Source organism: Ruegeria sp. O6 (assembly GCF_056535045.1).
The window spans coordinates 1-22,819 of the sequence record NZ_JBQERM010000015.1; the positions used below are offsets into that span (position 1 = coordinate 1).

At 59.1% G+C, this 22,819-nt stretch carries 22 protein-coding genes; 11 read left to right on the forward strand and 11 right to left on the reverse strand.

The features are described from left to right. From aroC to cobO, 4 genes are all read left to right on the forward strand, one after another. On the forward strand, positions 1–740 hold a 740-nt coding region (gene aroC, locus ACR0DY_RS16540), incomplete at its 5' end, for a chorismate synthase (protein ID WP_480898749.1). Then, positions 724–1,386: an HD domain-containing protein gene (locus tag ACR0DY_RS16545; RefSeq protein WP_480487829.1), complete on the forward strand. Its 663-nt coding sequence runs from the start codon at positions 724–726 to the stop codon at positions 1,384–1,386. The genes aroC and ACR0DY_RS16545, both read left to right, overlap by 17 nt. Positions 1,387–1,431: 45 nt before the next feature. After that, a complete protein-coding gene (locus ACR0DY_RS16550; protein WP_480482758.1) occupies positions 1,432–2,367 on the forward strand; it encodes a DMT family transporter in 936 nt (311 codons plus the stop codon). A gap of 56 nt (positions 2,368–2,423) precedes the next feature. Continuing rightward, positions 2,424–3,023, forward strand: coding sequence for a cob(I)yrinic acid a,c-diamide adenosyltransferase (gene cobO, locus ACR0DY_RS16555; RefSeq protein WP_480474573.1), 600 nt, complete (start codon positions 2,424–2,426; stop codon positions 3,021–3,023). A 413-nt stretch (positions 3,024–3,436) separates the two neighbouring features. On the opposite strand, the gene ACR0DY_RS16560 is transcribed toward cobO, so the two are convergent. The 3 genes from ACR0DY_RS16560 to ACR0DY_RS16570 all read right to left on the reverse strand — a co-directional run bounded on the left by ACR0DY_RS16560 (position 3,437) and on the right by ACR0DY_RS16570 (position 5,840). Continuing rightward, the gene (locus tag ACR0DY_RS16560; protein WP_050604526.1) at positions 3,437–3,802 is read right to left on the reverse strand and encodes an SPW repeat domain-containing protein; all 366 of its coding nucleotides are present in this window, start codon (positions 3,800–3,802) and stop codon (positions 3,437–3,439) included. Between the two features lie 111 nt (positions 3,803–3,913). Next, entirely contained in the window at positions 3,914–4,864 is a 951-nt protein-coding gene (locus tag ACR0DY_RS16565; RefSeq protein ID WP_480482755.1) for an AraC family transcriptional regulator, read from the reverse strand. A 109-nt stretch (positions 4,865–4,973) separates the two neighbouring features. Beyond that, on the reverse strand, positions 4,974–5,840 hold the full coding sequence (locus ACR0DY_RS16570) for a branched-chain amino acid aminotransferase (protein WP_480546927.1): 867 nt from the start codon (positions 5,838–5,840) through the stop codon (positions 4,974–4,976). A 159-nt stretch (positions 5,841–5,999) separates the two neighbouring features. On the opposite strand from ACR0DY_RS16570, the gene ACR0DY_RS16575 reads away from it, so the two are divergent. From ACR0DY_RS16575 to dxs, 6 genes are all read left to right on the forward strand, one after another. Then, positions 6,000–6,512 carry a MarR family winged helix-turn-helix transcriptional regulator gene (locus ACR0DY_RS16575; RefSeq protein ID WP_209598920.1) on the forward strand — a complete coding sequence of 171 codons (513 nt, stop codon included), beginning with the start codon at positions 6,000–6,002 and terminating at the stop codon, positions 6,510–6,512. After that, complete coding sequence (locus ACR0DY_RS16580; protein ID WP_209506983.1) at positions 6,509–7,210, forward strand: response regulator; 702 nt, start codon at positions 6,509–6,511, stop codon at positions 7,208–7,210. Before ACR0DY_RS16575 ends, ACR0DY_RS16580 begins: the two co-directional genes overlap by 4 nt. Positions 7,211–7,278: 68 nt before the next feature. After that, on the forward strand, positions 7,279–8,205 hold the full coding sequence (locus tag ACR0DY_RS16585) for a histone deacetylase family protein (protein WP_480546925.1): 927 nt from the start codon (positions 7,279–7,281) through the stop codon (positions 8,203–8,205). Next, positions 8,202–8,444 carry an exodeoxyribonuclease VII small subunit gene (locus ACR0DY_RS16590; RefSeq protein ID WP_267363166.1) on the forward strand — a complete coding sequence of 81 codons (243 nt, stop codon included), beginning with the start codon at positions 8,202–8,204 and terminating at the stop codon, positions 8,442–8,444. The genes ACR0DY_RS16585 and ACR0DY_RS16590 overlap by 4 nt, the downstream gene beginning before the upstream one ends. Next, on the forward strand, positions 8,445–9,311 hold the full coding sequence (locus ACR0DY_RS16595) for a polyprenyl synthetase family protein (RefSeq protein WP_480546923.1): 867 nt from the start codon (positions 8,445–8,447) through the stop codon (positions 9,309–9,311). Positions 9,312–9,327: 16 nt separating this feature from the next. Continuing rightward, positions 9,328–11,256: a 1-deoxy-D-xylulose-5-phosphate synthase gene (gene dxs / locus ACR0DY_RS16600; protein WP_480482747.1), complete on the forward strand. Its 1,929-nt coding sequence runs from the start codon at positions 9,328–9,330 to the stop codon at positions 11,254–11,256. Positions 11,257–11,537: 281 nt separating this feature from the next. Here the strand turns inward: dxs and ACR0DY_RS16605 are convergent, their stop codons facing one another. The 4 genes from ACR0DY_RS16605 to ACR0DY_RS16620 are packed head-to-tail and all read right to left on the reverse strand — an operon-like array spanning position 11,538 to position 16,376. Continuing rightward, entirely contained in the window at positions 11,538–12,989 is a 1,452-nt protein-coding gene (locus tag ACR0DY_RS16605; RefSeq protein ID WP_480546921.1) for an aldehyde dehydrogenase family protein, read from the reverse strand. Between the two features lie 32 nt (positions 12,990–13,021). Next, positions 13,022–14,620 carry an ABC transporter ATP-binding protein gene (locus ACR0DY_RS16610; RefSeq protein ID WP_480546919.1) on the reverse strand — a complete coding sequence of 533 codons (1,599 nt, stop codon included), beginning with the start codon at positions 14,618–14,620 and terminating at the stop codon, positions 13,022–13,024. After that, positions 14,617–15,432, reverse strand: coding sequence for an ABC transporter permease (locus tag ACR0DY_RS16615; protein WP_480487846.1), 816 nt, complete (start codon positions 15,430–15,432; stop codon positions 14,617–14,619). Before ACR0DY_RS16615 ends, ACR0DY_RS16610 begins: the two co-directional genes overlap by 4 nt. Further along, a complete protein-coding gene (locus tag ACR0DY_RS16620) occupies positions 15,429–16,376 on the reverse strand; it encodes an ABC transporter permease (RefSeq protein WP_480482739.1) in 948 nt (315 codons plus the stop codon). Before ACR0DY_RS16620 ends, ACR0DY_RS16615 begins: the two co-directional genes overlap by 4 nt. Positions 16,377–16,639: 263 nt before the next feature. Here ACR0DY_RS16620 and ACR0DY_RS16625 point away from each other — a divergent pair, with 263 nt between their 5' ends. Continuing rightward, positions 16,640–17,644, forward strand: a complete 1,005-nt coding sequence (locus ACR0DY_RS16625; RefSeq protein ID WP_480482737.1) for a GlxA family transcriptional regulator — start codon at positions 16,640–16,642, stop codon at positions 17,642–17,644. 8 nt (positions 17,645–17,652) lie between these two features. Here ACR0DY_RS16625 and ACR0DY_RS16630 read toward each other — a convergent pair whose 3' ends face one another. From ACR0DY_RS16630 to ACR0DY_RS16645, 4 genes are read right to left on the reverse strand one after another with little or no spacing between them, the layout of a single operon-like run. Next, positions 17,653–18,213: a sarcosine oxidase subunit gamma gene (locus ACR0DY_RS16630; RefSeq protein ID WP_480482735.1), complete on the reverse strand. Its 561-nt coding sequence runs from the start codon at positions 18,211–18,213 to the stop codon at positions 17,653–17,655. Next, the gene (locus tag ACR0DY_RS16635; RefSeq protein ID WP_480898753.1) at positions 18,206–21,151 is read right to left on the reverse strand and encodes a sarcosine oxidase subunit alpha family protein; all 2,946 of its coding nucleotides are present in this window, start codon (positions 21,149–21,151) and stop codon (positions 18,206–18,208) included. Before ACR0DY_RS16635 ends, ACR0DY_RS16630 begins: the two co-directional genes overlap by 8 nt. After that, positions 21,148–21,435, reverse strand: a complete 288-nt coding sequence (locus tag ACR0DY_RS16640; RefSeq protein WP_480482731.1) for a sarcosine oxidase subunit delta — start codon at positions 21,433–21,435, stop codon at positions 21,148–21,150. Before ACR0DY_RS16640 ends, ACR0DY_RS16635 begins: the two co-directional genes overlap by 4 nt. A gap of 13 nt (positions 21,436–21,448) precedes the next feature. Then, a complete protein-coding gene (locus tag ACR0DY_RS16645) occupies positions 21,449–22,699 on the reverse strand; it encodes a sarcosine oxidase subunit beta family protein (RefSeq protein WP_480506552.1) in 1,251 nt (416 codons plus the stop codon). Positions 22,700–22,819: the final 120 nt, after the last annotated feature.

Here is a 22,819-nt window from a genome sequence, read left to right on the forward strand (position 1 = left end):
GCGGGGGAGGGCGCAGTTCAGCCCGGGAAACCGCGTCGCGCGTGGCCGCGGGTGGACTGGCGCGCGAGGCCATCCGGCAGATTGCGCCGAATGTGCAGATCACCGGCTACATGACCCAGATCGGTCCGCACAAGATCGACCGCGCCAAATTCGACTGGGCGCAGATTGAACAGAACCCGTTCTGGGCGCCTGATGAACAGGCGGCCGGGGATTGGGCGACCTATCTGGATGACCTGCGCAAATCCGGCAACTCGGTCGGGGCCGTGGTCGAGGTTGTGGCACGCGGTGTCCCCGCAGGGCTTGGGGCGCCGATATACGCCAAGTTAGACACTGATCTTGCGGCTGCGATGATGTCGATCAACGCTGTCAAAGGTGTCGAGATCGGCGAAGGCATGGCTGCCGCCGAACTGACTGGCGAAGCCAACGCCGACGAAATCTTCATGGGTCAGAATGGTCCGCAATACAGCTCAAACCACGCAGGTGGGATTCTGGGCGGCATCTCGACCGGGCAGGACATTGTCGTGCGCTTTGCGGTAAAACCGACCTCTTCGATCCTGACCACCCGCAAAACCATTACAAAATCCGGTGAAGAGACCGAGATCATCACCAAGGGCCGTCATGACCCCTGTGTTGGCATCCGCGCCGTTCCTGTCGGTGAGGCGATGATGGCTTGTGTCATCCTGGACCACCTACTGCTGCACCGTGGTCAGATCGGAGAAAACCGTGGACGGATCGGCTGATCTGCGCGCGCGTTTGCGTGCCATTGTCGCGCAACGCATGGAAACTGATCCGGCCCATGACCTGGCCCATCTGGATCGTGTTTGGACCAATGCTCAGGCCATTGCAGACGCTCAGGTGGACATCCCCGTCCTGTTGGCAGCCTGTTATCTTCATGATCTGGTCAACCTACCCAAGAATGACCCGAACCGACTGTTTGCCTCACGCCAGTCAGCTGCTGAATCAGGGCCTATTCTGGCAAAACTGGGCTTTTCCGACGATCAGGTTCAGGCCGCGCAACATGCGATAGCGGCCCATAGCTTCTCGGCCAACATCCCACCCGAAACGCTCGAGGCGCGGATTCTGAGGGATGCGGATCGCCTTGACGCCTTGGGGGCCATCGGGATTGCGCGCACATTTTCTGTATCAGGTGCTTTGGGGCGTGTTCTCTATGATCCGGCCGATCCATTCGCAGAAGCGCGCCCGCTGGACGATCTGCGGTATTCGATTGATCACTGGAAGGTTAAGCTGCTGACCCTGCCGGACGACATGCTGACGGATGCAGGCAAGCAGATTGCGCAGGCAAGGGCGGGCCGAATGTTTCAGTTCCTTGAGGATTTTGCAGCGGAAATTGGCGCATCGATACCGAAGTCGTGGACCATCACCTGATCCACCCCGTTGATCTTTTTTCTGCAAAGGCGCAGGGTCGCGCCGATGACAAAACCCTTAACATCGCATCGACCTTTGCTGGCTGTGGCGCTGAAGCTTGGCGCGCTGTTCCTTTTCACGTCGATGTCGGCCCTGGTCAAAGCCTTATCTGACGAATTCCCGCCGGGCCAATTGGTGTTCTTCCGGTCCCTGTTTGCTATTCCGGTCATCATTCTGTGGCTGACCGCGCGCCGAGAGCTGGCGCAAGGCTTTGTCGTCAAGAAACCCATGGGGCATTTCTGGCGCGGGGTTCTGGGGACCAGCGCCATGGGGCTGACATTCACCGGCCTTAGCCTGCTGCCGCTGCCCGAAGTCACTGCAATCGGTTACGCCACGCCGATCTTCACCCTGATTTTGGCCGCCGTGATGCTGGGTGAGCGCATCCGCATGATTCGCATCGGTGCCGTGGCACTTGGGTTGCTTGGCGTGATGATCATGATCTGGCCCCGGCTTGGCAGCACTCAGATGGAAACGGCTGCAACCATCGGAGCGCTATGCGTACTGGGCGCGACCTTTGCCCGGGCCTTTGTGCAGATCCACATCCGCCAACTGGTCAAGGTCGATCACCCTGCCGCAATCGTGTTCTATTTCTCGCTGACAGCGACGCTGCTTTCGGCGCTGACGGCGATCTGGGGATGGACAATGCCTACACTGAATCAGGCTCTAATACTGATCACCATGGGGCTGATTGGCGGAGTTGCACAGATCTTGGTCACGTCCTCGTATCGGTTTGGACAGGCATCGATGCTGGCACCTTATGACTATGCAACAATGCTTTTTGCGATTGTGATCGGTTATTTCGCGTTTGATGAATTGCCCACCGTTGCGATCCTGATCGGGGCCGCATTGGTGATCGCAGGCAATGTTGTTGTGATCTGGCGCGAACACCAGCTGGGGCTTGAGCGTGGCAAGGCGCGTTCTGTCACGGACCCCAAAGCGTGACTTTACCTTTTGCATTCTTTCCCTAGGTTGGGCCGGACAATCAAAGAGGTTCCCCAATGAGCGACGCGCAGGATCACAAGGAAAAGATGCAAAAGGTGCAGGCCCAGCACCGCAAGAAAGTGTCCGAGGCCGTCGACCCCGAACGCGGCCTTGTTCTGATCAATACCGGCAAGGGCAAAGGCAAGTCATCTGCGGCCTTTGGCGTGGTCATCCGCGCGCTTGGTTGGGGTCAGAAGGTCGCCGTGGTGCAGTTCATCAAGGGCAAGTGGAAAACCGGCGAGCGCCGTTTCTTCGAAGAACGTGATCTGGTCACCTGGCACACGATGGGTGAGGGGTTTACCTGGGACACACAAGACCGCGAGCGCGACATTGCAGCCGCCAACGCCGCCTTCGACAAGGCTTGCGCCCTTATGGCAAGTGGCGAATACGATCTGGTGGTTCTGGACGAGATCAACATCGCGCTTCGCTATGAATATCTCTCGGTCGAGCAGGTGATAGACGGGCTGAACGCGCGTTCGGACAAGACGAGTGTGTTCCTGACAGGCCGTGACGCACCGCAGGCGCTGCGTGATTATGCAGATCTGGTCACCGAGATGACCGAAGAAAAACACCCGTTCCAGGCGGGAATCAAAGCCCAGCGCGGGGTGGATTTCTGAACCTTGCAACAGCGCAGCCTAAACTGCTGCGCTGCTATCCTCTGCCGCTTCGCACAGTTTCAAAAATATATCGCAACGACTTGCGTTGATGGGCGGTGCCTTGTGTGCGAGCTTCTTCAGCGGTTGCTGTGTCCCGGTTCTGGCGGTCGGCATAGGCGCAATAGTCGCCTTCGCAACAATTGCACCCGCACGCAACCAGCGCATCATGTCGGGCCATGATTTCGTCAAGCGTGTCTGTCATCTGTGACCTCACCCCGCGCAGGGATAAATCTGATGAATTCAGTCGGCTTTTTCAAGTAAATTCGCCCGACCGGTCAACACGCTTCTCTGCTCTGAGCCGCCGATTTGCAAAACGGGCGGCTCAGCTATTTCGGTAGTATTTGGACAAATTTGCCAGTGCTGAGGAACAGCGCTCAGGCAGCGACTTCCTGCTCGGGCGCGCTGAGCGAGATGACGAGAACCACAGCCGCACCGTTCAGCCAGTAGAACGCCGCATCCAATCCTGAAAACCCCAGTACACTGGGTGCAAACAGAAAGGTGATGCCGACAATCAGGTCCACGGCCAGGTGAAACTTGTAAGGTAGAACGCGCCAAATTCCCAGATGATGGTCGGTCAGAACTGTCAGGACAAAGGCGGCGACGCCGGTGACAACCGAAAGCCACAGCGCCAGCGGGTTGGACTGACCCAATCCCAGCAGGAATGGCAGTGTCATCAGGGCAATGGCAACCGGATAATCCAGATACGCGTGGACAGAGCGGGTAACGAAACGCAGGGACATAGGATTTTCCTCTTTTCAATCAGTGATGAAAGAAAGATAGAAAGCCTGACCCGAACGCTGAATTCTCGATCGTTTCAAAAATCTTGCAGATCGTACGGAATTCTTGGCGTATTAGTGCATGGACCTGTATGCGGCTGGTGACAAGCCGACCTGCTTCTTGAAAACACGGGAGAACGCGGCTTCAGAGGCATATCCAACTTCGGCTGCTGCATCTGCGACGTTCCATCGTGCCTCTGTTAGGCCATGGCACGCAATCTGCATGCGCCAGTCGGTGAGGTATTGCATCGGCGTCGTGCCCATCTTCTGGGCAAATAACTGAGAAAAGGCTGTGCGCGACATGCCGGATTCGCGTGCCAGTGTTGCAACGCTCCAGTCTTGCGCTGGCGCTTGGTGGAACGCCGCCAAAGCGCGTGAGATGCGCGTATCCGCAAAGCCCGCAAGGGCGGTGTCCTGGGGGCTTTGCCGTTCCAGATAGGTTCGGATCGCCTGCGCAAACAGAACTTCGGACAGCTTAAGCGCAATCAGATCACCGCCAATACGGGCCCCGGACACTTCGGATCCGATCATGCGCAGGGTCGATTCCATCCACGATCCGGCCTCTTCGCCATAATTCTCGATCAGGATGTAGGGTGGCAGGCGGTCGATCAGCATATGCCCGGTGCCTTTTCGCCCTGCCGGGCCGGTGAAAGAAAAATGACCGCAGATCAGTTGCGTGTCCCGGTCCTCGTCTGCACCGCCATAGACAAGGACGCCATCGCCCTTGTAGCCGGCAATCTCAAGAACCTGCTCCAGAGGGAGCGCATCCGGTGGCCTGACCTCGGCACACAACAACGCATGTGGCGCCCCATGAGGGATCAGGATCAGATCCCCCTGCCGCAGCCGCAACGTTTCCCCGGTGGATGAGACATGGACCTTGAGCTCACCCCGTTGAACAAAATGAAACCGCGCGACGTTTTCGAATTCCGGCACCTGAATACCAAAAGGTGGTGTGAACGAGGTGCGGAAGTAGAACGTGCCACGCAGGGACAGACGGGTGAGAATATCGCTGAGAAGGTCCAACATGGGGTGAAGATACGGGAACTGATCCGATCGTCCAGATCACGGAACGCTTTGCACGACAATTTGCACGATCTGCAACAAAAACCCCGCCGAAGCGGGGTTTTGCAAGTTATTACGAGCGGACCAGTTTTTCGTAATCTTCTGCGATTTCGCGGGTCAGGTCGCCGACTTCGAAAGTGTAATCTCCGATTTGCCCGACCGGAGTGACCTCGGCCGCGGTTCCGGTCAGCCAGCACTGTTCGAAATCAGCCATTTCTTCGGGCTTGATGCGCCGCTCATGCACAGTGATGCCTTTATCCTTCAGCATCTGAATGACGGTCTGACGGGTGATGCCGTTCAGGAAGCAATCCGCCAGCGGGGTGTGAACCTCGACATCCTTGACGAAGAACACGTTGGCACCTGTTGCTTCGGCCACATAACCACGCCAGTCCATGAACAGCGCGTCCGAGCATCCCTTGGCTTCGGCCTTGTGCTTGGAAATGGTGCAGATCATGTAAAGGCCCGCTGCCTTGGCGTGAACCGGGATGGTTTCCGGGCTGGGGCGTTTCCATTCGGCGATGTCCAGTTTTGCGCCCTGCATCTTGGCGTCGCCATAATAAGCGCCCCAGGGCCAGACCGCGATGGCCATACGTACTGGGTTGCCGGCCGATGCCACACCCATGTCTTCGCCAGACCCACGCCAGACCAATGCGCGGACATAGGCATCCTGAAGGCCACTGGCTTTCAGGGTCTCTTCCTTGGCCGCTTCAATCTGATCGACAGTGTAAGGCATCGGCATGTCCAGCGCCTCAGCGCTGGCGATAAGACGTTTGGAATGTTCGCGGCTTTTGAAGATCTTGCCGTTGTAAGCGCGTTCCCCCTCGAACACGGATGAGGCATAGTGCATCGCGTGGGTCAGAATATGCACATTGGCATCGCGCCAGGGCACCAGCTTGCCATCCATCCAGATGACACCGTCACGATCATCATACCCCGCCATGCGAAACCTCCTGAACCGGGTTAAATTTCCGATTGTTGCGCTACTTAGGTCCGATGCGGACACAATGTTGCGCAAAAACTGCGATTCGATACCGCTCCGCCCTTGGAATGTCAATAACGCTGACATAAAGTCAAACCCGAGTAACGAATGAGGCATGATATGTCCGAAATCCGCCCAGCCCCGCGATATGGGGGCGAGAGCCTGTTGTTTTTGACGGATGAACAGTTGCGGCAGGGGATCGAGGCCATGTTCTTTGCCTATCGTGGCTTTACCGCGGATCCTGATCGTATCCTGTCCGAGATGGCCTATGGCCGCGCCCATCACCGCGCGATCCATTTTATCAACCGTGCGCCGGGCACCACGGTGAACAATTTGCTGGCGATCCTCGGGGTTACAAAACAGTCTCTGAACAGGGTTCTTCGGACATTGATCGAGGATGGTCTGGTGGAAAGCCGGGTCGGAACCGTGGACAAACGCGAACGGCACCTATTTCTGACGGAGAAGGGCGAAACGTTGGAGGCCACGTTGTCCGATGCGCAACGAACAAGAATGCGCGCAGCCTTCAAGGATGCCGGTCCCGAGGCCGTGGCCGGGTTTCGCAAAGTACTTGAAGCAATGATGGATGCTGATATGCGTCATGCCTATACGAAATTGCGGGATACAAGTTCATGAGCGAAATGGATGCCCATCTGCTGATTGTTGATGATGACGAACGCATTCGCGATCTGCTCAAGAAATTCCTGATGCGAAACGGGTTTCTGGTGACAGCGGCACGGGATGCGGCCCATGCGCGGCGGGTTCTGTCGGGATTGGATTTCGACATGATCGTCATGGATGTGATGATGCCGGGCGAAGATGGCGTCAGTCTGACCAGATCACTGCGTGACACCCATACGACACCGATCCTGTTGTTGACCGCCAAGGGCGAGACCGAGCATCGGATTGCAGGGCTTGAAGCCGGGGCGGATGATTATCTCGCCAAACCTTTCGAGCCGAAAGAGTTGTTGCTGCGGATCAATGCGATCCTGCGCCGAATGCCGGAAACCCCGGCCGAGGAAACAGCGGCGAAGATCCTGCATCTTGGTCCCATCCGGTATGACATTGAACGTGGTGAAATGTGGCAGGGCGAAATGCCGGTCCGCCTGACGGCAACCGAAAGCCAGCTGATGAAAATTTTCTCGGCCCAACCTGGCGAGCCGATCAGCCGTGCAAAACTGGTGGAAGATCTGGGCCGGGATAAAGGACAGGCGCAAGAACGTGCCGTGGACGTGCAGATCACCCGCCTGCGCCGGAAGATCGAACAGGACCCGAAACAGCCCCGGTATCTGCAGACAGTCCGGGGCGCAGGCTATATGCTGGCACCCGATTGAATGAGCCGCTGCGCGGCGATTAATGCCTTCGGCGAGGATATTTTTAGCCAGATGAAGATGGGATCCCGATGAAAACCGCCCTTTTGACACATGCCGATTGCCTTGGACATGTCACACCCCAGGGTCATCCGGAACAGGTGGCGCGGCTGGAGCATATCCTGCACGCGCTGGAGGGGCTGGATCTGAAGCGCGTGACCGCTCCGCTGGCGGCAGACGATGATTTGCTGCGTGTTCATCCCGAAAGCCATATCCGCGACATCAGATCGTCGCGCCCCACTGACGGGTTTGCGCAGATCGACGGGGACACCTTCATGTCGCCGGGTTCCGTGGATGCGGCCTATCGCGCGGCGGGTGCGGCGGTGCGGGCCGTTGATCTGGTTTTGGGCGGTGAGGCACCGAACGCATTTTGTGCCATTCGCCCACCTGGGCACCATGCCGAAGCCGAGAAAGCCATGGGGTTCTGCCTGTTTGGCAACGCGGCGCTGGCTGCGAAACACGCGCTGGATTACCACGGGCTGAAGCGGGTCGCTGTGGTCGATTTCGACGTTCATCATGGCAACGGCACGCAGGATCTGCTGTGGGATGAAGATCGGGCCCTTGTGATCACCAGCCAGCAGATGCCGTTATGGCCCGGATCGGGCCGCCCGGACGAGGCAGGCGCTTACGATAACGTTCTGAATATCCCGCTGGCCCCGGGCACCGGCGGGGTTGAGATGCGTTCCGCCTATGAAACGCAGGCCTTTCCGCGCCTGCGGGCGTTCCGGCCGGAGCTGATCATCATCTCTGCCGGGTTCGATGCGCATCAGGACGACCCTCTGGCCAATCTGAACTGGTCGACTGGCGATTTCGCCTGGATCACGGCAGAGCTGTGCGGGATAGCCGATGAGGTGTGTCAGGGCCGTATCGTCTCGACTCTGGAGGGCGGGTATGATCTGAACGCACTGGCCGAGGCGACACGCGCCCATGTGGAAGAACTGATGAAGGCAGCACGATGACCGATACCCCAGTTGAGCAGATGACATTCGAGCAGGCCATGAAAGAGCTTGAGACCGTGGTTGGTCAGCTTGAGCGCGGCGACGTGGCGCTGGATCAGTCGATTGCGCTTTATGAACGCGGGGCCGCTTTGAAAAAACGTTGCGAGGACGAGTTGAAGCGGGCCGAGGAAAAAGTGGCCGCGATCACTCTGGACGCGAATGGCCAACCGACCGGGACCACACCTGTCGAAGGTCAGTAAATGTTTCAGGAAAGACTGGCGCAGGACGCGGCGCGCCTTCAGGATCATTTTGACCTGATAATGGGCGCGCTGGACGATCTGGATGTGACACGGGCAATGGCCTACGCCACCCGGGGCGGTAAGCGGCTGCGCGGGTTTCTGGTTCTGGAAAGTGCGCGCCTGCACCAAATCGACGAGTCCCGCGCGATCTGGCCCGCGACCGCGATAGAGGCCCTGCACGCCTATTCGCTGGTTCACGACGATCTGCCCTGCATGGATGACGACGATCTGCGGCGCGGACGCCCCACGGTGCATGTGAAATGGGATGAAGGCACGGCTGTACTTGCCGGGGACGCGCTGCAAACACTGGCCTTTGAGCTGTGTACCCGGCCGGAGGTTGGAGATGCAGAAATTCGCGTTGATCTGGCACTGACACTGGCCAGGGCAAGCGGTGCGCAAGGTATGGTTTTGGGGCAGGCGCTTGATATCGCGGCGGAAACCGCTTCTGAGCCTCTGACGCTGAATGCGATAACACAGCTTCAGGGCGGCAAAACGGGCGCTTTGATCGAATGGTCCTCCTGTGCGGGTGCGCGTCTGGCGAAAGCGGATCCAGAGCCCTTGCGCCAATATGCCCGAGCCCTTGGTCTTGCTTTTCAGATTGCAGACGACATCCTTGATGTTGAAGGTGATGCTGCAAAGGCAGGCAAACGTCTTCAGAAAGATGCGGATGCGGGAAAGGCCACTTTCGTATCGCTTCTGGGTTTGGATGCTGCCAGAACCCGCGCCAGTGAACTTGTTGATCAGGCCTGCGCCGCACTGGACGGGTATGGCCCAACGGCAGAAACCTTGAAGGAAGCCGCTCGCTTCGTTATTGCCCGGGACAGCTAAGCCAGGAACGCGCCAAATGTCTGACCGCCCCAAAACGCCCCTGCTGGACCTTGTGAACCGCCCCGCTGATCTCAAGCGGTTCTCGGACGCGCAGCTGCATCAGGTTGCGCAGGAATTGCGGGCCGAGACGATTTCGGCGGTTTCTGTCACCGGTGGGCATCTGGGCGCGGGTCTGGGTGTTGTGGAACTGACAACCGCGCTGCACGCTGTTTTCGACACGCCGCGCGACAAGATCATCTGGGATGTGGGCCATCAGTGCTATCCGCACAAAATCCTGACCGAACGGCGCGACCGCATTCGCACGCTGCGCATGAAAGATGGCCTGAGCGGTTTCACCAAACGAAGTGAAAGCCCCTATGACCCGTTTGGCGCCGCGCATTCCAGCACCTCGATCAGTGCTGCACTGGGTTTTGCCGTGGCGCGTGATCTGGGCGGTGTAACCCCTGAAGGGTTGGGCGACGCCATTGCCGTGATCGGTGATGGATCGATGTCCGCAGGCATGGCCTTTGAGGCGATGAATAACGCAGGTCACCTGAAGAAACGCCTGATCGTCATTCTGAATGACAATGAGATGAGCATCGCCCCCCCTGTTGGTGCCCTGTCCAGCTATCTGTCCCGAATCTACGCCGAGGCGCCATTCCACGATCTGAAAGCCGCCGCAAAGGGCGCTGTTTCACTTTTGCCAGAACCGTTCCGCGAAGGGGCCAAACGCGCCAAGGAAATGCTGAAAGGCATGGCCGTGGGCGGAACCCTGTTCGAAGAGCTCGGGTTTTCCTATCTCGGGCCTATTGATGGGCATGACCTGGATCAGCTGTTGCCGGTTCTGCGCACCGTCAAGGCGCGGGCAACCGGGCCGATCCTGATCCACGTCTTGACCAAGAAGGGCAAAGGGTACGCACCAGCCGAACAGGCCCGCGACAAAGGCCACGCGACAGCCAAATTCGATGTGGTTACGGGCGAGCAGAAAAAGGCCCCTTCAAACGCGCCTTCTTACACGTCTGTCTTTGGCAGGGCTCTGGTGGATGCCGCCGCGCGCGATGACAAGATCGTTGCGGTGACTGCCGCGATGCCAGATGGCACCGGGTTGGGCCTGTTTGCCGAACGGTACCCGTCGCGCTGTTTCGATGTGGCGATTGCCGAGCAGCACGGCGTGACCTTCTCGGCTGCGCTGGCGGCAGGGGGGATGAAGCCATTCTGCGCCATGTATTCGACCTTTCTGCAGCGGGGGTACGACCAGGTTGTGCATGACGTCGCAATCCAGCGCTTGCCCGTTCGGTTTGCCATTGACCGCGCGGGTTTGGTGGGGGCTGACGGTGCCACCCATGCCGGGTCGTTCGATATTGCCTATTTGGCCAATCTGCCGGGCATGGTCGTCATGGCCGCCGCGGATGAGGCGGAATTAATGCACATGGTGGCAACCGCTGTCGCGCATGATGAAGGGCCGATTGCCTTCCGCTATCCGCGCGGCGAAGGTGTCGGAGTGGACTTGCCCGAACGCGGTGAGGTACTGGAGATCGGCAAAGGCCGCATGATCCGGAAAGGCGCGCGCGTCGCACTTTTGTCTTTTGGCACGCGGCTGGCTGAAGTTCAGAAAGCAGCCGAGTCTCTGACCGCCAAAGGCATTAGCCCAACAATCGCAGACGCCCGCTTTGCCAAGCCGCTGGATCGCGATCTGATCCTGAATCTGGCTGCGGATCATGAGGCGTTGATCACCATCGAAGAAGGCGCTGTTGGCGGGTTTGGCAGCCATGTGGCACAGCTTCTGGCGGATGAGGGTGTTTTTGATCGGGGCTTGAAATACCGCTCGATGGTCTTGCCTGACATCTTCATCGATCAGGCCAGCCCCGCGGACATGTATGCCGTTGCGGGTATGAATGCCGAGCAGATCGAAGCCAGGGTGCTGGATGTTCTGGGCGTAACCTCGATCGGTGAAAAGCGCGCGTAATAGCGGCGTTGAGACGCCCGCTTTTGGTTTCGACGCTTTTACAAGCAGGAGGCCGACAATCCAGAACAGAGCGGGAATGCCAAGCGCCACCCGGGTCCTTCATTGCGATTTTCTGGTCCTGACCCGAACGGTCTTTGCTTCAAAAGTGACTTGAGACGACAAATCACTGATACCAACCGCCCTTTGGATTGTCCGTTGCCCATTCCCTTAAAGAGATCAAGGAGATTGTTCTTTCGCGCATATGCGCGAAAGAAACGTTGATCTGACAGACCGGGGCGCTGTTACCCGTGATGGGCAGCCACTGTCTTGAGTTGCGAAAAGCCATAAAGCGCCTCAAAGCCTTTCTCGCGGCCATGGCCGGATTTGCCCACGCCGCCAAAAGGTAGTTCAACGCCGCCACCTGCCCCATAGTTGTTGAGGAACACCTGACCCGCGTGCAGCCCTTTTGCCAACCGCATCTGCCGCGCACCGTCACGTGTCCAGACGCTGGCGACAAGACCGTAGTCAGTGCTATTGGCTATCATTAGAGCCTGTTCTTCGGTGTCGAACGGGATCAGAACCTGGACCGGGCCGAAGATTTCATCACGGGCGAGCGGGTGATCCGGTGGCACGTCCGCAAACAAGGTGGGCCGGACATAAGCCCCGGTTTCCGGCGCCTCCACTATGATCGTCCCTTCTGCCGCAATGGTCAGATCGGCGCTTTTGTCCAGAAAACTGTTTACGATCTGCTTTTGCCGCTCGGAAATCAGCGGTCCAACGCGAAGATCCTGCATCGCGGGTCCAACGCTGAGCTGTTCATAGGCCTCGGCCATGCGGGATTTGACCTGATCATAGACGCCGCGCTGTACCAGAATGCGGGAGGAGGCCGAGCAGGTCTGTCCTGCGTTCTGAATGCCCGCATTCACCAGAAACGGCAGGGCGGCATCCAGATCGGCATCATCAAACACCAGCTGGGGGGATTTTCCGCCCAGTTCCAGCGTCACAGGCACTACATTGCGCCCCGCGGCCTGCTGCACCAGGGCCCCCGTGGCGACCGAACCAGTGAACGAGATATGGTTGACCCCCGGATGCCCGGACAGTGCGGCTCCGGCCTCGGCCCCCAGACCGGGCACAACATTCAGTGCACCTGCTGGCAGACCCGCTTGCTGTGCAAGATGGGCAAAGGCCAGCGCGGTCAGGCAGGCCTCCTCTGCCGGTTTCAGAACACAGGCGTTGCCCATGGCCACCGCGGCCCCGACCGAGCGCCCGATAATCTGCATCGGATAGTTCCAGGGCACGATGTGGCCTGTCACCCCATGGGGTTCGCGCAGTGTATAGACGGTGTAGCCATCGAGATAGGGAATGGTCTCACCCATCACCTTGTCCGCTGCACCCCCGTAGAACTCACAATAGCGCGCCAGCGCGATGGCATCGGCGCGGGCCTGCGTCAGGGGCTTGCCCACATCCATCGCCTCAAGCCGCGCCAGATCGTCCACCCGTTCCAACACCAGCTGGCCCAGCCGGGTCAGGATGCGCCCACGCTCCAAGGCCGTCTTGCGCCCCCAGTCGCCCTTTAACGCAGTTCTGGCGGCGGCGACCGCCGCGTCAATATCCACACCCGAGCCGCGTGCAATCCTGCATATCTCGGTCCCGTCTGACGGGTTGGTCAAAGGCAATGAGTCGCCTGATGTCGCAGGTATCCAGTTTCCGCCAATCAGGCACAGGGTGGGATCAAACCAGAGTGGTTGGGTCATTTTGGCCTCCGTTCAGGCTCTAACAAATGGTTTTACGCCAATAACTTCCCGATTTCAGGCAATTGGGGCGCGGCGGCGATCAGGGTTTGCGTGTAGGGATGCTGCGGGTCCAAGAATACCTGTTCGGTCTTGCCATGTTCGACAATTCGTCCGGATTGCATCACCAGAACATGATCGGTGATGGTGCGCACCACACTCAGATCGTGGCTGATGAACAGGTAAGTCAGATCATAAGCCTCGCAGAGTTCGGCAAGCAGATCGAGGATTTGGGCGCGCACCGATACGTCGAGGGCTGAAACCGCCTCATCGAACAGGATCAGTTCCGGCCGAATGATCAGAGCGCGGGCAATAGCGATCCGCTGGCGTTGCCCGCCCGAAAACTCGTGAATGTATTTGCCCGCATCATCAGGGCCGAGGCCCACTGCCGTCAGCATCTCTGCAATCCGGTCCTGGCGTTCGGACCCCTTTGGTGGCGTTTCCAACAGGTGAAAAGGTTCTGTAATCAGGCGCGCGACACGGTGGCGGGGATTGAAGCTGCCATAGGGGTCCTGAAACACGACCTGCATCTTGCGACGTACCGCAAGGTTGGGCCTGTGGCCGGTGAAAACCGGCTGACCATCCAGCATAATCTGACCAGATTGGATCTCTTCCAACCCTAAAATAGCCCGTGTTAGGGTCGATTTTCCGCAACCGGACTCGCCCACCAGCCCTAAACGCTCCCCTCGGTTGAGGGTAAAGCTGACACCATCCACCGCGCGGTGGTGGCGCGGCGCATCCAGCAGACCTTTGCGGGGAAGGCGGTAATCCCGGACGACCTGCGAAACCTCCAGAAGCGGGCGTTGCTGTGTAGGTTCAGGCAGGGTGACCTGATGACCCGAAGCTTCGAACAACATACGGGTATAGGGGTGCTGCATATCTCGAAACAGGTTTCGCGTCGCGCCACTTTCGACGACCTCGCCGTGACGCATGACGACAATCTGATCGGCCATGTCCGAGACCACAGCCAGATCATGGGTGATCATCAGCAGGCCCATATCATATTCGCGAACCAGCCCTTTCAGCAAATCAAGGATCTGCGCCTGCGTGGTGACATCCAGCGCCGTAGTCGGCTCATCCGCGATCAATAGCCTTGGGCGCAATGCGATGGCCATTGCGATGACCACACGCTGACGCTGCCCGCCCGACAGCTCATGCGGATAGCGCGACAGAGGAAACCTGTCGGGTGGCAGGCCAACCCGGGTCAAAACCTCTGCGGCGCGGGTCCGGGCCTGAGCAGGAGGCATCGCCTTGTGGATCAGGATGGTCTCCATCACCTGATCGCCGATTGTTTTCACCGGGTTGAGCGCCGTCATCGGTTCCTGAAATACCATCCCGATGGACGCGCCACGCAAGGCGCACATCTCGGCCTCGGATTCGGAAAGCAGGTCAGTGCCATCCAGTCGGATTACGCCGTCTGCCGTTGCCCCGTTTGGCAGAAGCTGCATCACAGCCAGTGCTGTCATGGATTTGCCCGAGCCGCTTTCACCTGTCACCGCCACGATCTGGCCCGGGTCGATGGACAAGTTGACCTGTTTCAGGATCGGCACCCCGTGGATCGACAGGGACAGGTTTTCGACTTGCAGCAACGTCATGCCCGCGCCACCCTGATCCTTGGGTCCAGCCAGTCGCGCAGACCATCACCCAGCAGGTTCAAACCCAATACCGTGACAATAATCGCCAAGCCCGGAATCAGAGCCAAATGCGGGGCAAAACTGACCATAGTCTGGGCGTCCGCCAGCATCCGGCCCCAACTGGGCGTCGGAGGTTGCGCGCCCAGACCGACATAGGACAGGCCCGCCTCGGCCAGTATGCCCAGCGAAAATTGGATGGTGCCCTGAACGATCAGCAAGTTGGCGACATTGGGCAGGATGTGTTCGGCTGATATCCGTGCGGCACCTTTGCCCGACACACGGGCGGCAAGGATGAACTCGCGCTCCCACAGCGACAATGCGGCCCCTCGGGTGATGCGGGCAAAGACGGGGATGTTGAAAATACCGATCGCAATGATCGCGTTGATGGCACCGGCACCGAACACAGCCGTGATCAGGATGGCGATGACCAGCGAGGGAAAGGCAAAGACCAGATCGTTGCCACGCATGATCACCTCATCCAACCACGACCCTTTGCGTGCGGCGGCTGTCAGGCCAAGGGGTACGCCCAGCGCCATGCCAATCCCCACGGCCACCAGAGCCACCGCAATCGAAGTGCGTGCACCGACCATGATCATCGAGAACATGTCGCGGCCGAAGTGATCTGTTCCAAACCAGTGTTGTGCATCGGGCGTCTGAAGTTTGTTGGGGATATCCAGCGCGGCATAGTCGTAGGGTGTCCAGACAAACGAGATCAGCGCCGCCAGCACCACCAGCGACGACAGCGCTGCGCCAAGGATCAGGTTGCGGCTCATGACCGGCTCCTCAACCGTGGGTCAACGGCTGCGTAGGCCAGGTCCACCAGAAAATTCACGGTGATCACCGCAAAGACCAGCAGCATCACCACCGATTCAACCACGATCAGATCGCGGGCCGAAATGGCCTGAAACACCAACCGCCCGAGGCCGGGCAGGTAGAACACCTGTTCGATGATGATCGACCCGGCCAGCAGGAAGGAAAACTGCAAGCCGATGATCGTCAGCACGGGGATCAGCGCGTTCCGCACCCCGTGCCGCCACAGAGCCTGACGACGCGACAATCCCTTAGCCCGCGCGGTGCGCATGAAATCCTCGCCCAGAATATCCAGCAGCGCGGACCGCATGACGCGGGCCAGGATCGCGGCCTGAGGAAGGGCCAACGCAATGGCGGGCAAAGTCAGCGAACGCAGCCCCGCCCAAAGGCCCTCGCCCCAGCCAACAAACCCACCGGCATTGAACCAGCGCAGGTTTATGGCGAAGATCAGCACCAGCATCATCGCGAACCAGAAATTGGGCACAGCGATACCAAGCTGTGTCGCCCCCATCACCGCCAGATCCCCGGGCTTGCCCCGGCGCGCGGCGGCATAGATTCCGGCGGGAAAGGCGATCAGCGTGGACAGCGTGAGCGCATACAAAGCCAAGGGCAACGATACCCACAACCGGTCCGCAATCATCTGCGACACCGGTGTGCGATAGGTGTACGAGGTGCCGAAATCTCCGGCCACCATCCCCCCGACCCAGTTGAAATACCGCTGTACCCTGGATCCATCCAGACCCAGTTCAGCCCGCAGCGCGGCCAACGTATCCTCTTGTGCGTTGACACCCAGCATGAACGATGCCGGGTCCCCCGGCGCGACCTCGATCACGGCGAAGATGACCACCGAGGCGACGGCAAGGCTGGCAAGCAATGAGATCAGTCGTCTAAGGGTATAGCGAAGCATTGAGGCTACGTTAGGGTCTCAGCCGTCACGGGTCCAGCATCTACGGCACCGGCAGACCGGCAAATGGCGCTGCGCAACCTTTGTTCCTTTCCGCCTGTCAATCCGAATGCAGGACCTGACCCCGATTTTCACCATGTTTGTTGCGCGTTTTTTCGATTTCGCACGTTCCGAGTTTTGCTACACTTGTTCGAACCGTTTCCGCAGGCCAGAGCGGCCAAGGAGCAATCCGGGCCGAACCAGGATTTACTGATAGTGTAGCGCTCATGCTGACAGAAAATAGAATTGAGATCGGGTTTCTGCTGTTCGATGGCTTTCCGATGGCTTGCCTGACCTCGGTCATCGAACCGCTGCGCGCTGCAAATGAGATCGCCGGGCAAGAGGCATTTCGCTGGTCTCTTGTGGCGGAAAACGGGGGAAAGGTCAGCTCCAGCGCTCATGTGCGTTTTGAGGCTGAACGCAACCTCGCAGACTGTAAGCCGATTGATATTCTGTTCCTGCTCAGCAGTCCGACCTCGGGCTTCAGAAACCCTGCCCAGGGGAATGGTGCGTTGAGGGCTTTGTCACGACACGGGACAATTCTGGGCGGTATCAGCGGCGGCGTTTTCCCGCTCGTGCGCTCGGGGGTCATGACCGGCCATCCGGTATCGGTGCACTGGTGTTACGAAGCCGCGTTTCTGGCCGAGTTTCCACAGATCGATGCACGGCGCGAAGTGATCGTGTCGGATGCCACGCGGTATACTGCGGCCGGGGCGGCGGCCGCGTTTGATCTCGCCCTGCATCTGATTCAGGACCGGTTGGGCGGCGAAGTCGCGCATGAGGTGGCCTGCTGGTTCCAGCATCCGATGATGCGAGGGGAAGGTGTTCAGCAACAGGTGCCCAGTGCAAGCAAACCTGCCACGGGTGAAAAGCTGCCGCCGCTTGTGGCACGATGTGTCGACCTGTTCGCAAGCCGTATCGGCAATCCGATCTCGATCGCGGACATAGCGGATCAAACGGGCGTCACCCCCCGCCAGATCGAGCGCGCCTTCAAACAGGCCACAGGGCAAAGCCCCAGCCATTATTTCCGCTCCATGCGGATGAAGGCGGCCCGTCAGATGGTTGTCTACACCAAGGACCCAATTGCCGACATTGCCGCGGCCATCGGATACAGTTCGGTCACGCCGTTGGTGACGCACTACCGATCTGCCTTTGGTTTGAGCCCCAGCGAGGACCGGCGACGGATCAACCGGTTTCGGGTCGAAGATAACGCTCCGCTGCCCTCAAGCTGATCTTGCCCTCAAAGCGCCGATTTCATTGCGGCCACAATCGCATGATGCAGTGACCCGGCAGACGATCTTGGCCCGTAAATACTGAACGAACCAGAAGCACGGCACAGGACGAAACACCCCAGGTGATGGATAGACGTGCGGGATGCGGCTCCAACCGCCATCTTTCGGCAATCCAGATTGCTTAGCAATTCCAGCACTGCCAACACGCCTTCTCCGTCCAGATCAAACCTGACCCATGCGTCTGTCTGTTCGGAAACCGATGCGTTGTCCCCAGTGCGTTCTTTCACCAGATGCGCCAGATCTTCATGTGTCTCAAAGGGCGTTTCGATCATCCATTGATCAGGCCCGGTCCAGAAGGCAACGATCGGCCCGCCGGTAAATTGCCCGACGGCAGGCGTTTCCGCTCCGATCACTTGGGATACGGCATTCCGGGTTTTGTCTTCCCGACCCAGCCGAGCGGCGACCGAGGCCAGCGCCACACCCGGAGTTTCGGTACAGGTCACGCTTCCGACCCTGTCGATCTTGGGTTCGGTTCCACCCAGCGCGGTTATTGCTACAAGATCATGCACGGAGCCGTTCTCCCTCGGGGTCGACGAAATGGGCCGAGACGATTTCAACCTCGACCGTCAGATCGGTCACTGGTGACACAAGGCGCATCTTTTCGCCCTGACGTGTGCCGCCGTTTTTCAAAAAGCCAAGGCCGATATGGCTGTCCAGCGACGGCGAAAATGCCGCCGATGTGACATAGCCCTGATCATGGGCAGCATCCACGGGACCCGTGGCATCCATCAGATGCCCTCCGGCGGTTACCTTGTCGCCAGCGTTCACAGGCTTGATGCCAACCATCATCAAAGCGTCTGGTTCGTTCAGCCCTTCACGCTCGGACAGGATTGAGCCGATGCTGTCTTTATTCTTGGATACCATCCGACCCATTCCAAGGTTCAGGGCGGTGGTGGTTCCGTTCAACTCGTTGCCTGCGGCGTGACCCTTTTCGATCCGCATGACGCCCAGCGCTTCGGTGCCGTATGGTACGACATCGAACTCTTCGCCTTCCTGCATCAAACGCCGCATCAGCGCGTCGCCGTATCGCGATGGAACCGCGATTTCAAAGGCCAATTCGCCCGAGAAGGAAATCCGGAACAACCGCGCCCGCAACCCGCCGCATACGGTGATGTTGCCGCAAGCCATGAACGGGAAGCCTTCGTTCGAGATGTCGAACTCGGGATCCACGATCTTTTGCAGCAGTTTGCGCGAATTGGGTCCGGCTACCGCGTATTGTGCCCAGGCTTCGGTGGTCGAGATCAGCTGCACATCCATGTCCGGGAACAGGCATTGCCGGACAAATTCCATATGCTGGTAGACCTTGACCGCATTGGCTGTTGTGGTGGTGACCACGAAATGATCCTCGGCCAGACGCGCGGCGGTGCCGTCATCCATCGCAATTCCGTCTTCGCGCAACATCAGCCCATAGCGGGTTTTGCCGACGGCCAGTTTAGCAAATCCGTTGCAATAGACCCTGTTCAGGAAATCCGCCGCATCCGCACCCTGAACATCAATCTTTCCAAGCGTGGTGCAGTCGCACACCCCGACCGAGGCACGGGTCTGGCGCACCTCACGGTCCACGGATTCCCGCCAATGGGTTTCACCGGGCAGCGGGAACCACTGCGCGCGCAGCCAATTGCCGACCTCGACAAACACCGCGCCGCGTTCCTTGGCCCAGTAATGTGACGGGGTAAGGCGAGTGGGATGAAACTCCTTGCCTTTCATCCGGCCAGCAAAGGTTGCAATCGGAACGGGCGTATAGGGCGGGCGGAAGATCGTGGTGCCGGTTTCCGGAATGGACTTACCCGCAAGCTCGGCCATGATCGCAAGCCCGCCCATGTTCGATGTCTTGCCCTGATCTGTAGCCATGCCCAACGTGGTATAGCGTTTCAAATGCTCGACCGAGCGGAACCCTTCCTGATGGCTGAGCTTCACATCCTTGACGGTCACGTCGTTCTGCTGATCCAGCCACGCGCGGCTGCAACCCTGAACATACCAGAACGGTTTCTGCGAGATCGGGTTATCCTCGGCCTTAGGCAGATCGGACAGCGGGCCTTTCAGGCCCAGCGCCTGCGCCGCGCCTTCTGCCCCGGATTGCAGGGCGCCATGGGTGGACATCACACCATTTGCCGCCCCCGCGACGGACAGCCCAGGCGGCAAGTCCGCTCCGGGGACAAAGGCCGCCAGATCTTCGTTCCACGCGGGACGCCCCCGTTGATGGCAGGTCAGATGCACGTTGGGGTTCCAGCCACCCGAAACGCCAAGCGCCCCGCAGTCCAGCGTGCGCGACGACCCGTCTGCCAGCTCAACCTCGACAAAGGTCAGCCCCAGTCGGCCTTTGGTGTCCCTGACCTGCGCGCCCCGCAGAACCTCATAGTCATGGCTGGTCGGAGCGTCGTCACGAACGTCGACGACGGCAGCAATCCTGATACCTTTTGCGTGCAGATCCGCAGCTGTGCGGTGGCCGTCATCGTTGTTCGTAAAGATGGCGACACGTTGCGCCGCCGTGGTTGCAAACCGATTGGCATAGGTGCGCAGAGCACTTGCCAGCATGATGCCAGGCCTGTCGTTGTTTTCAAACGCGATGGGCCGCTCGGTCGCGCCAGCGCATAACAGGGCGCGTTTGGCGTAGATGCGCCAGAGTATCTGGCGCGGTTTACCGGAAGGCAGAGAAGCAAGATGATCGCCCGTCCGCTCAACTGCACCATAGATGCCGTGATCAAAGGCACCGATCACGGTCGTGCGCGGCATCAGGCGGACGTTGGGCATTGCTGACAGTTCAGCGACACTCTGCTTAACCCATTCGGTCGCATCACCGTCGTTCAGCGAAAAGGTTTCACTGTTGAGCCGCCCACCAAGTGCGAAATCCTCATCCGCAAGAATGACCTCGGAACCGGCCCGGCCCGCAGTCAGTGCCGCCATCAATCCGGCTGGACCCGCGCCGATTATCAGCAGATCGCAATGCCGGAACCCTTTGTCATACTCATCGGGGTCTTCCTGCATCGACAACGACCCAAGTCCCGCAGCGCGGCGGATCATCGGCTCGTACAGCTTTTCCCAGAACGCAGCAGGCCACATGAAGGTTTTGTAGTAGAACCCCGCCGTCAGAAAGGTCGAGAATCTGTCGTTGATCGCCAGAGCATCGAATTTCAGGCTGGGCCAGCGGTTTTGGGAATGGGCCTCAAGCCCCTCGAACATCTCAACGGTCGTGGCACGGGTGTTGGGTTCCTGACGGTTGCCGGTGCGCAGCTCGACAAGGGCATTGGGTTCTTCCGAACCGGCAGTCAGCACGCCACGCGGGCGATGGTATTTGAACGACCGGCCCATCAGGCGCACGCCATTGGCCAGAAGGGCCGAGGCCAGCGTATCGCCCGGATGCGCAGTGTAACTGCGGTTGTCGAATTTGAAGTTCAGGGTTTTGGTGCGGTCGATCTGACCGCCGCTCAGCCTGTTGTCTTGAGTCATTTGGAGCGCCCCTGTGCCCGGGCCACGTCACGGGCCAGTTCCACTTTGGAAATCTCATGTGTCGCGGTATTGCGGGTCACGACCAACCAGGAACGGTCGCCCCCCTCGTGGAACCACAACTCGCGGTGTTCGCCAGCTGGATTGTCGCGCAGATAGGCGTAGTCATAAAACGCTTCGGCCGCGTTTTCGGCCTGCCAGTCGGGCCTGTTGATCAGCGAAGCGTCTCCCAGATAGACGAATTCGGAACTGTCACGCGGGCCCAGCAAGGGATGATGGATGATCATGGTGCTGCTCCCCTCAGTGCAGGTTGGGCTGGTTGCCCATACCTTTTTCGTCGATCATGCGACCAGTGCGGAACCGGTCGAACCGGTAGGCGGTTGCGGTCGGGTGCGGTTCATCCTTTGCCAGCAGATGCGCAAAGCAATACCCCGACGCCGGAGTTGCCTTGAACCCGCCGTAACACCAGCCGCCATTGAAATAGAGGCCATCGATGCTGGTCCGGTCGATGATGGGCGATCCATCCATGGACATATCCATGATCCCGCCCCACATCCGCAGCAGGCGCGCGCGACCGATCATCGGCATCAGGGCCATGCCGCCCTCGCAGACATCTTCGACCACGGGCAGGTTGCCGCGTTGTGCGTACGAATTGTACCCGTCGATATCGCCACCAAAGACCAGCCCGCCCTTGTCGGATTGACTGACATAGAAATGCCCCGCGCCAAAGGTGATGACCCCAGGCAGAACCGGCTTCAGACCTTCTGAAACGAAGGCTTGCAGGACATGGCTTTCGATTGGCAACCGCATACCCGCCATGCCCATGACACGCCCTGAATTTCCGGCCACGGCACAGCCAACCTTGCCTGCGCCAATGAACCCTTTCGAGGTTTCAACGCCCAGACATCTTCCGTTTTCGATCCGGAAACCGGTCACTTCGCAGTTTTGGATGATATCGACACCGTGGCTGTCCGCCGACCGGGCATATCCCCAGGCCACCGCGTCGTGCCGAACCGTGCCGCCGCGCCGCTGGGCCAGCCCGCCCTTGATCGGGAACCGGGCATCGTTGAAGTTCAGGAATGGGTATTCCTTGCGCACCTGTTCGGCATCCAGCAGCTCGGCATCCGCGCCGTTCAGGATCATGGCGTTGCCACGTCGCGTAAAGGCGTCGCGCTGGGCGTCTGTGTGGATCAGGTTGATGATCCCGCGCTGGCTGACCATCGCGTTATAGTTTACGTCCTGCTCAAGACCTTCCCACAGTTTCAGCGAGAACTCGTAGAAAGGTTCGTTGCCGTCCAGCAAATAATTCGAGCGGATAATGGTTGTATTGCGCCCGACATTGCCGCCACCGATCCAGCCTTTTTCAATCACCGCCACATTGCGGAGGCCAAATACCTTTGACAGGTAATGCGCCGTTGAAAGGCCATGACCGCCACCGCCGATGATCACAATGTCGTAATGTGGCTTGGGCTCCGGCTCGCGCCAGGCCGGTGTCCACCCTTTGTGCCCGGTAAGAGCCTCTTTGATGACTTTGAAACCAGAGTATCGCATGAATCGGACCTTTTTTTTCAGAATCCGCGAAAAAACCGAATTTGGATACTCTAGAATCCGACATCTGTTGTGTTGAATCAGACACCACGACAATCAGCGGTGCATGCTTAATCTTGCGAT

What these genes read in the sequence shown, in the direction of transcription:
- ACR0DY_RS16550 (WP_480482758.1), top strand. Translation starts at nt 1,432, where the DNA reads ATGACAAAACCCTTAACATCGCATCGACCTTTGCTGGCTGTGGCGCTG.
- cobO (WP_480474573.1), top strand. Translation starts at nt 2,424, where the DNA reads ATGAGCGACGCGCAGGATCACAAGGAAAAGATGCAAAAGGTGCAGGCC.
- ACR0DY_RS16560 (WP_050604526.1), bottom strand. Translation starts at nt 3,802, where the DNA reads ATGTCCCTGCGTTTCGTTACCCGCTCTGTCCACGCGTATCTGGATTAT.
- ACR0DY_RS16565 (WP_480482755.1), bottom strand. Translation starts at nt 4,864, where the DNA reads ATGTTGGACCTTCTCAGCGATATTCTCACCCGTCTGTCCCTGCGTGGC.
- ACR0DY_RS16570 (WP_480546927.1), bottom strand. Translation starts at nt 5,840, where the DNA reads ATGGCGGGGTATGATGATCGTGACGGTGTCATCTGGATGGATGGCAAG.
- ACR0DY_RS16575 (WP_209598920.1), top strand. Translation starts at nt 6,000, where the DNA reads ATGTCCGAAATCCGCCCAGCCCCGCGATATGGGGGCGAGAGCCTGTTG.
- ACR0DY_RS16580 (WP_209506983.1), top strand. Translation starts at nt 6,509, where the DNA reads ATGAGCGAAATGGATGCCCATCTGCTGATTGTTGATGATGACGAACGC.
- ACR0DY_RS16585 (WP_480546925.1), top strand. Translation starts at nt 7,279, where the DNA reads ATGAAAACCGCCCTTTTGACACATGCCGATTGCCTTGGACATGTCACA.
- ACR0DY_RS16590 (WP_267363166.1), top strand. Translation starts at nt 8,202, where the DNA reads ATGACCGATACCCCAGTTGAGCAGATGACATTCGAGCAGGCCATGAAA.
- ACR0DY_RS16595 (WP_480546923.1), top strand. Translation starts at nt 8,445, where the DNA reads ATGTTTCAGGAAAGACTGGCGCAGGACGCGGCGCGCCTTCAGGATCAT.
- dxs (WP_480482747.1), top strand. Translation starts at nt 9,328, where the DNA reads ATGTCTGACCGCCCCAAAACGCCCCTGCTGGACCTTGTGAACCGCCCC.
- ACR0DY_RS16605 (WP_480546921.1), bottom strand. Translation starts at nt 12,989, where the DNA reads ATGACCCAACCACTCTGGTTTGATCCCACCCTGTGCCTGATTGGCGGA.
- ACR0DY_RS16610 (WP_480546919.1), bottom strand. Translation starts at nt 14,620, where the DNA reads ATGACGTTGCTGCAAGTCGAAAACCTGTCCCTGTCGATCCACGGGGTG.
- ACR0DY_RS16615 (WP_480487846.1), bottom strand. Translation starts at nt 15,432, where the DNA reads ATGAGCCGCAACCTGATCCTTGGCGCAGCGCTGTCGTCGCTGGTGGTG.
- ACR0DY_RS16620 (WP_480482739.1), bottom strand. Translation starts at nt 16,376, where the DNA reads ATGCTTCGCTATACCCTTAGACGACTGATCTCATTGCTTGCCAGCCTT.
- ACR0DY_RS16625 (WP_480482737.1), top strand. Translation starts at nt 16,640, where the DNA reads ATGCTGACAGAAAATAGAATTGAGATCGGGTTTCTGCTGTTCGATGGC.
- ACR0DY_RS16635 (WP_480898753.1), bottom strand. Translation starts at nt 21,151, where the DNA reads ATGACTCAAGACAACAGGCTGAGCGGCGGTCAGATCGACCGCACCAAA.
- ACR0DY_RS16640 (WP_480482731.1), bottom strand. Translation starts at nt 21,435, where the DNA reads ATGATCATCCATCATCCCTTGCTGGGCCCGCGTGACAGTTCCGAATTC.
- ACR0DY_RS16645 (WP_480506552.1), bottom strand. Translation starts at nt 22,699, where the DNA reads ATGCGATACTCTGGTTTCAAAGTCATCAAAGAGGCTCTTACCGGGCAC.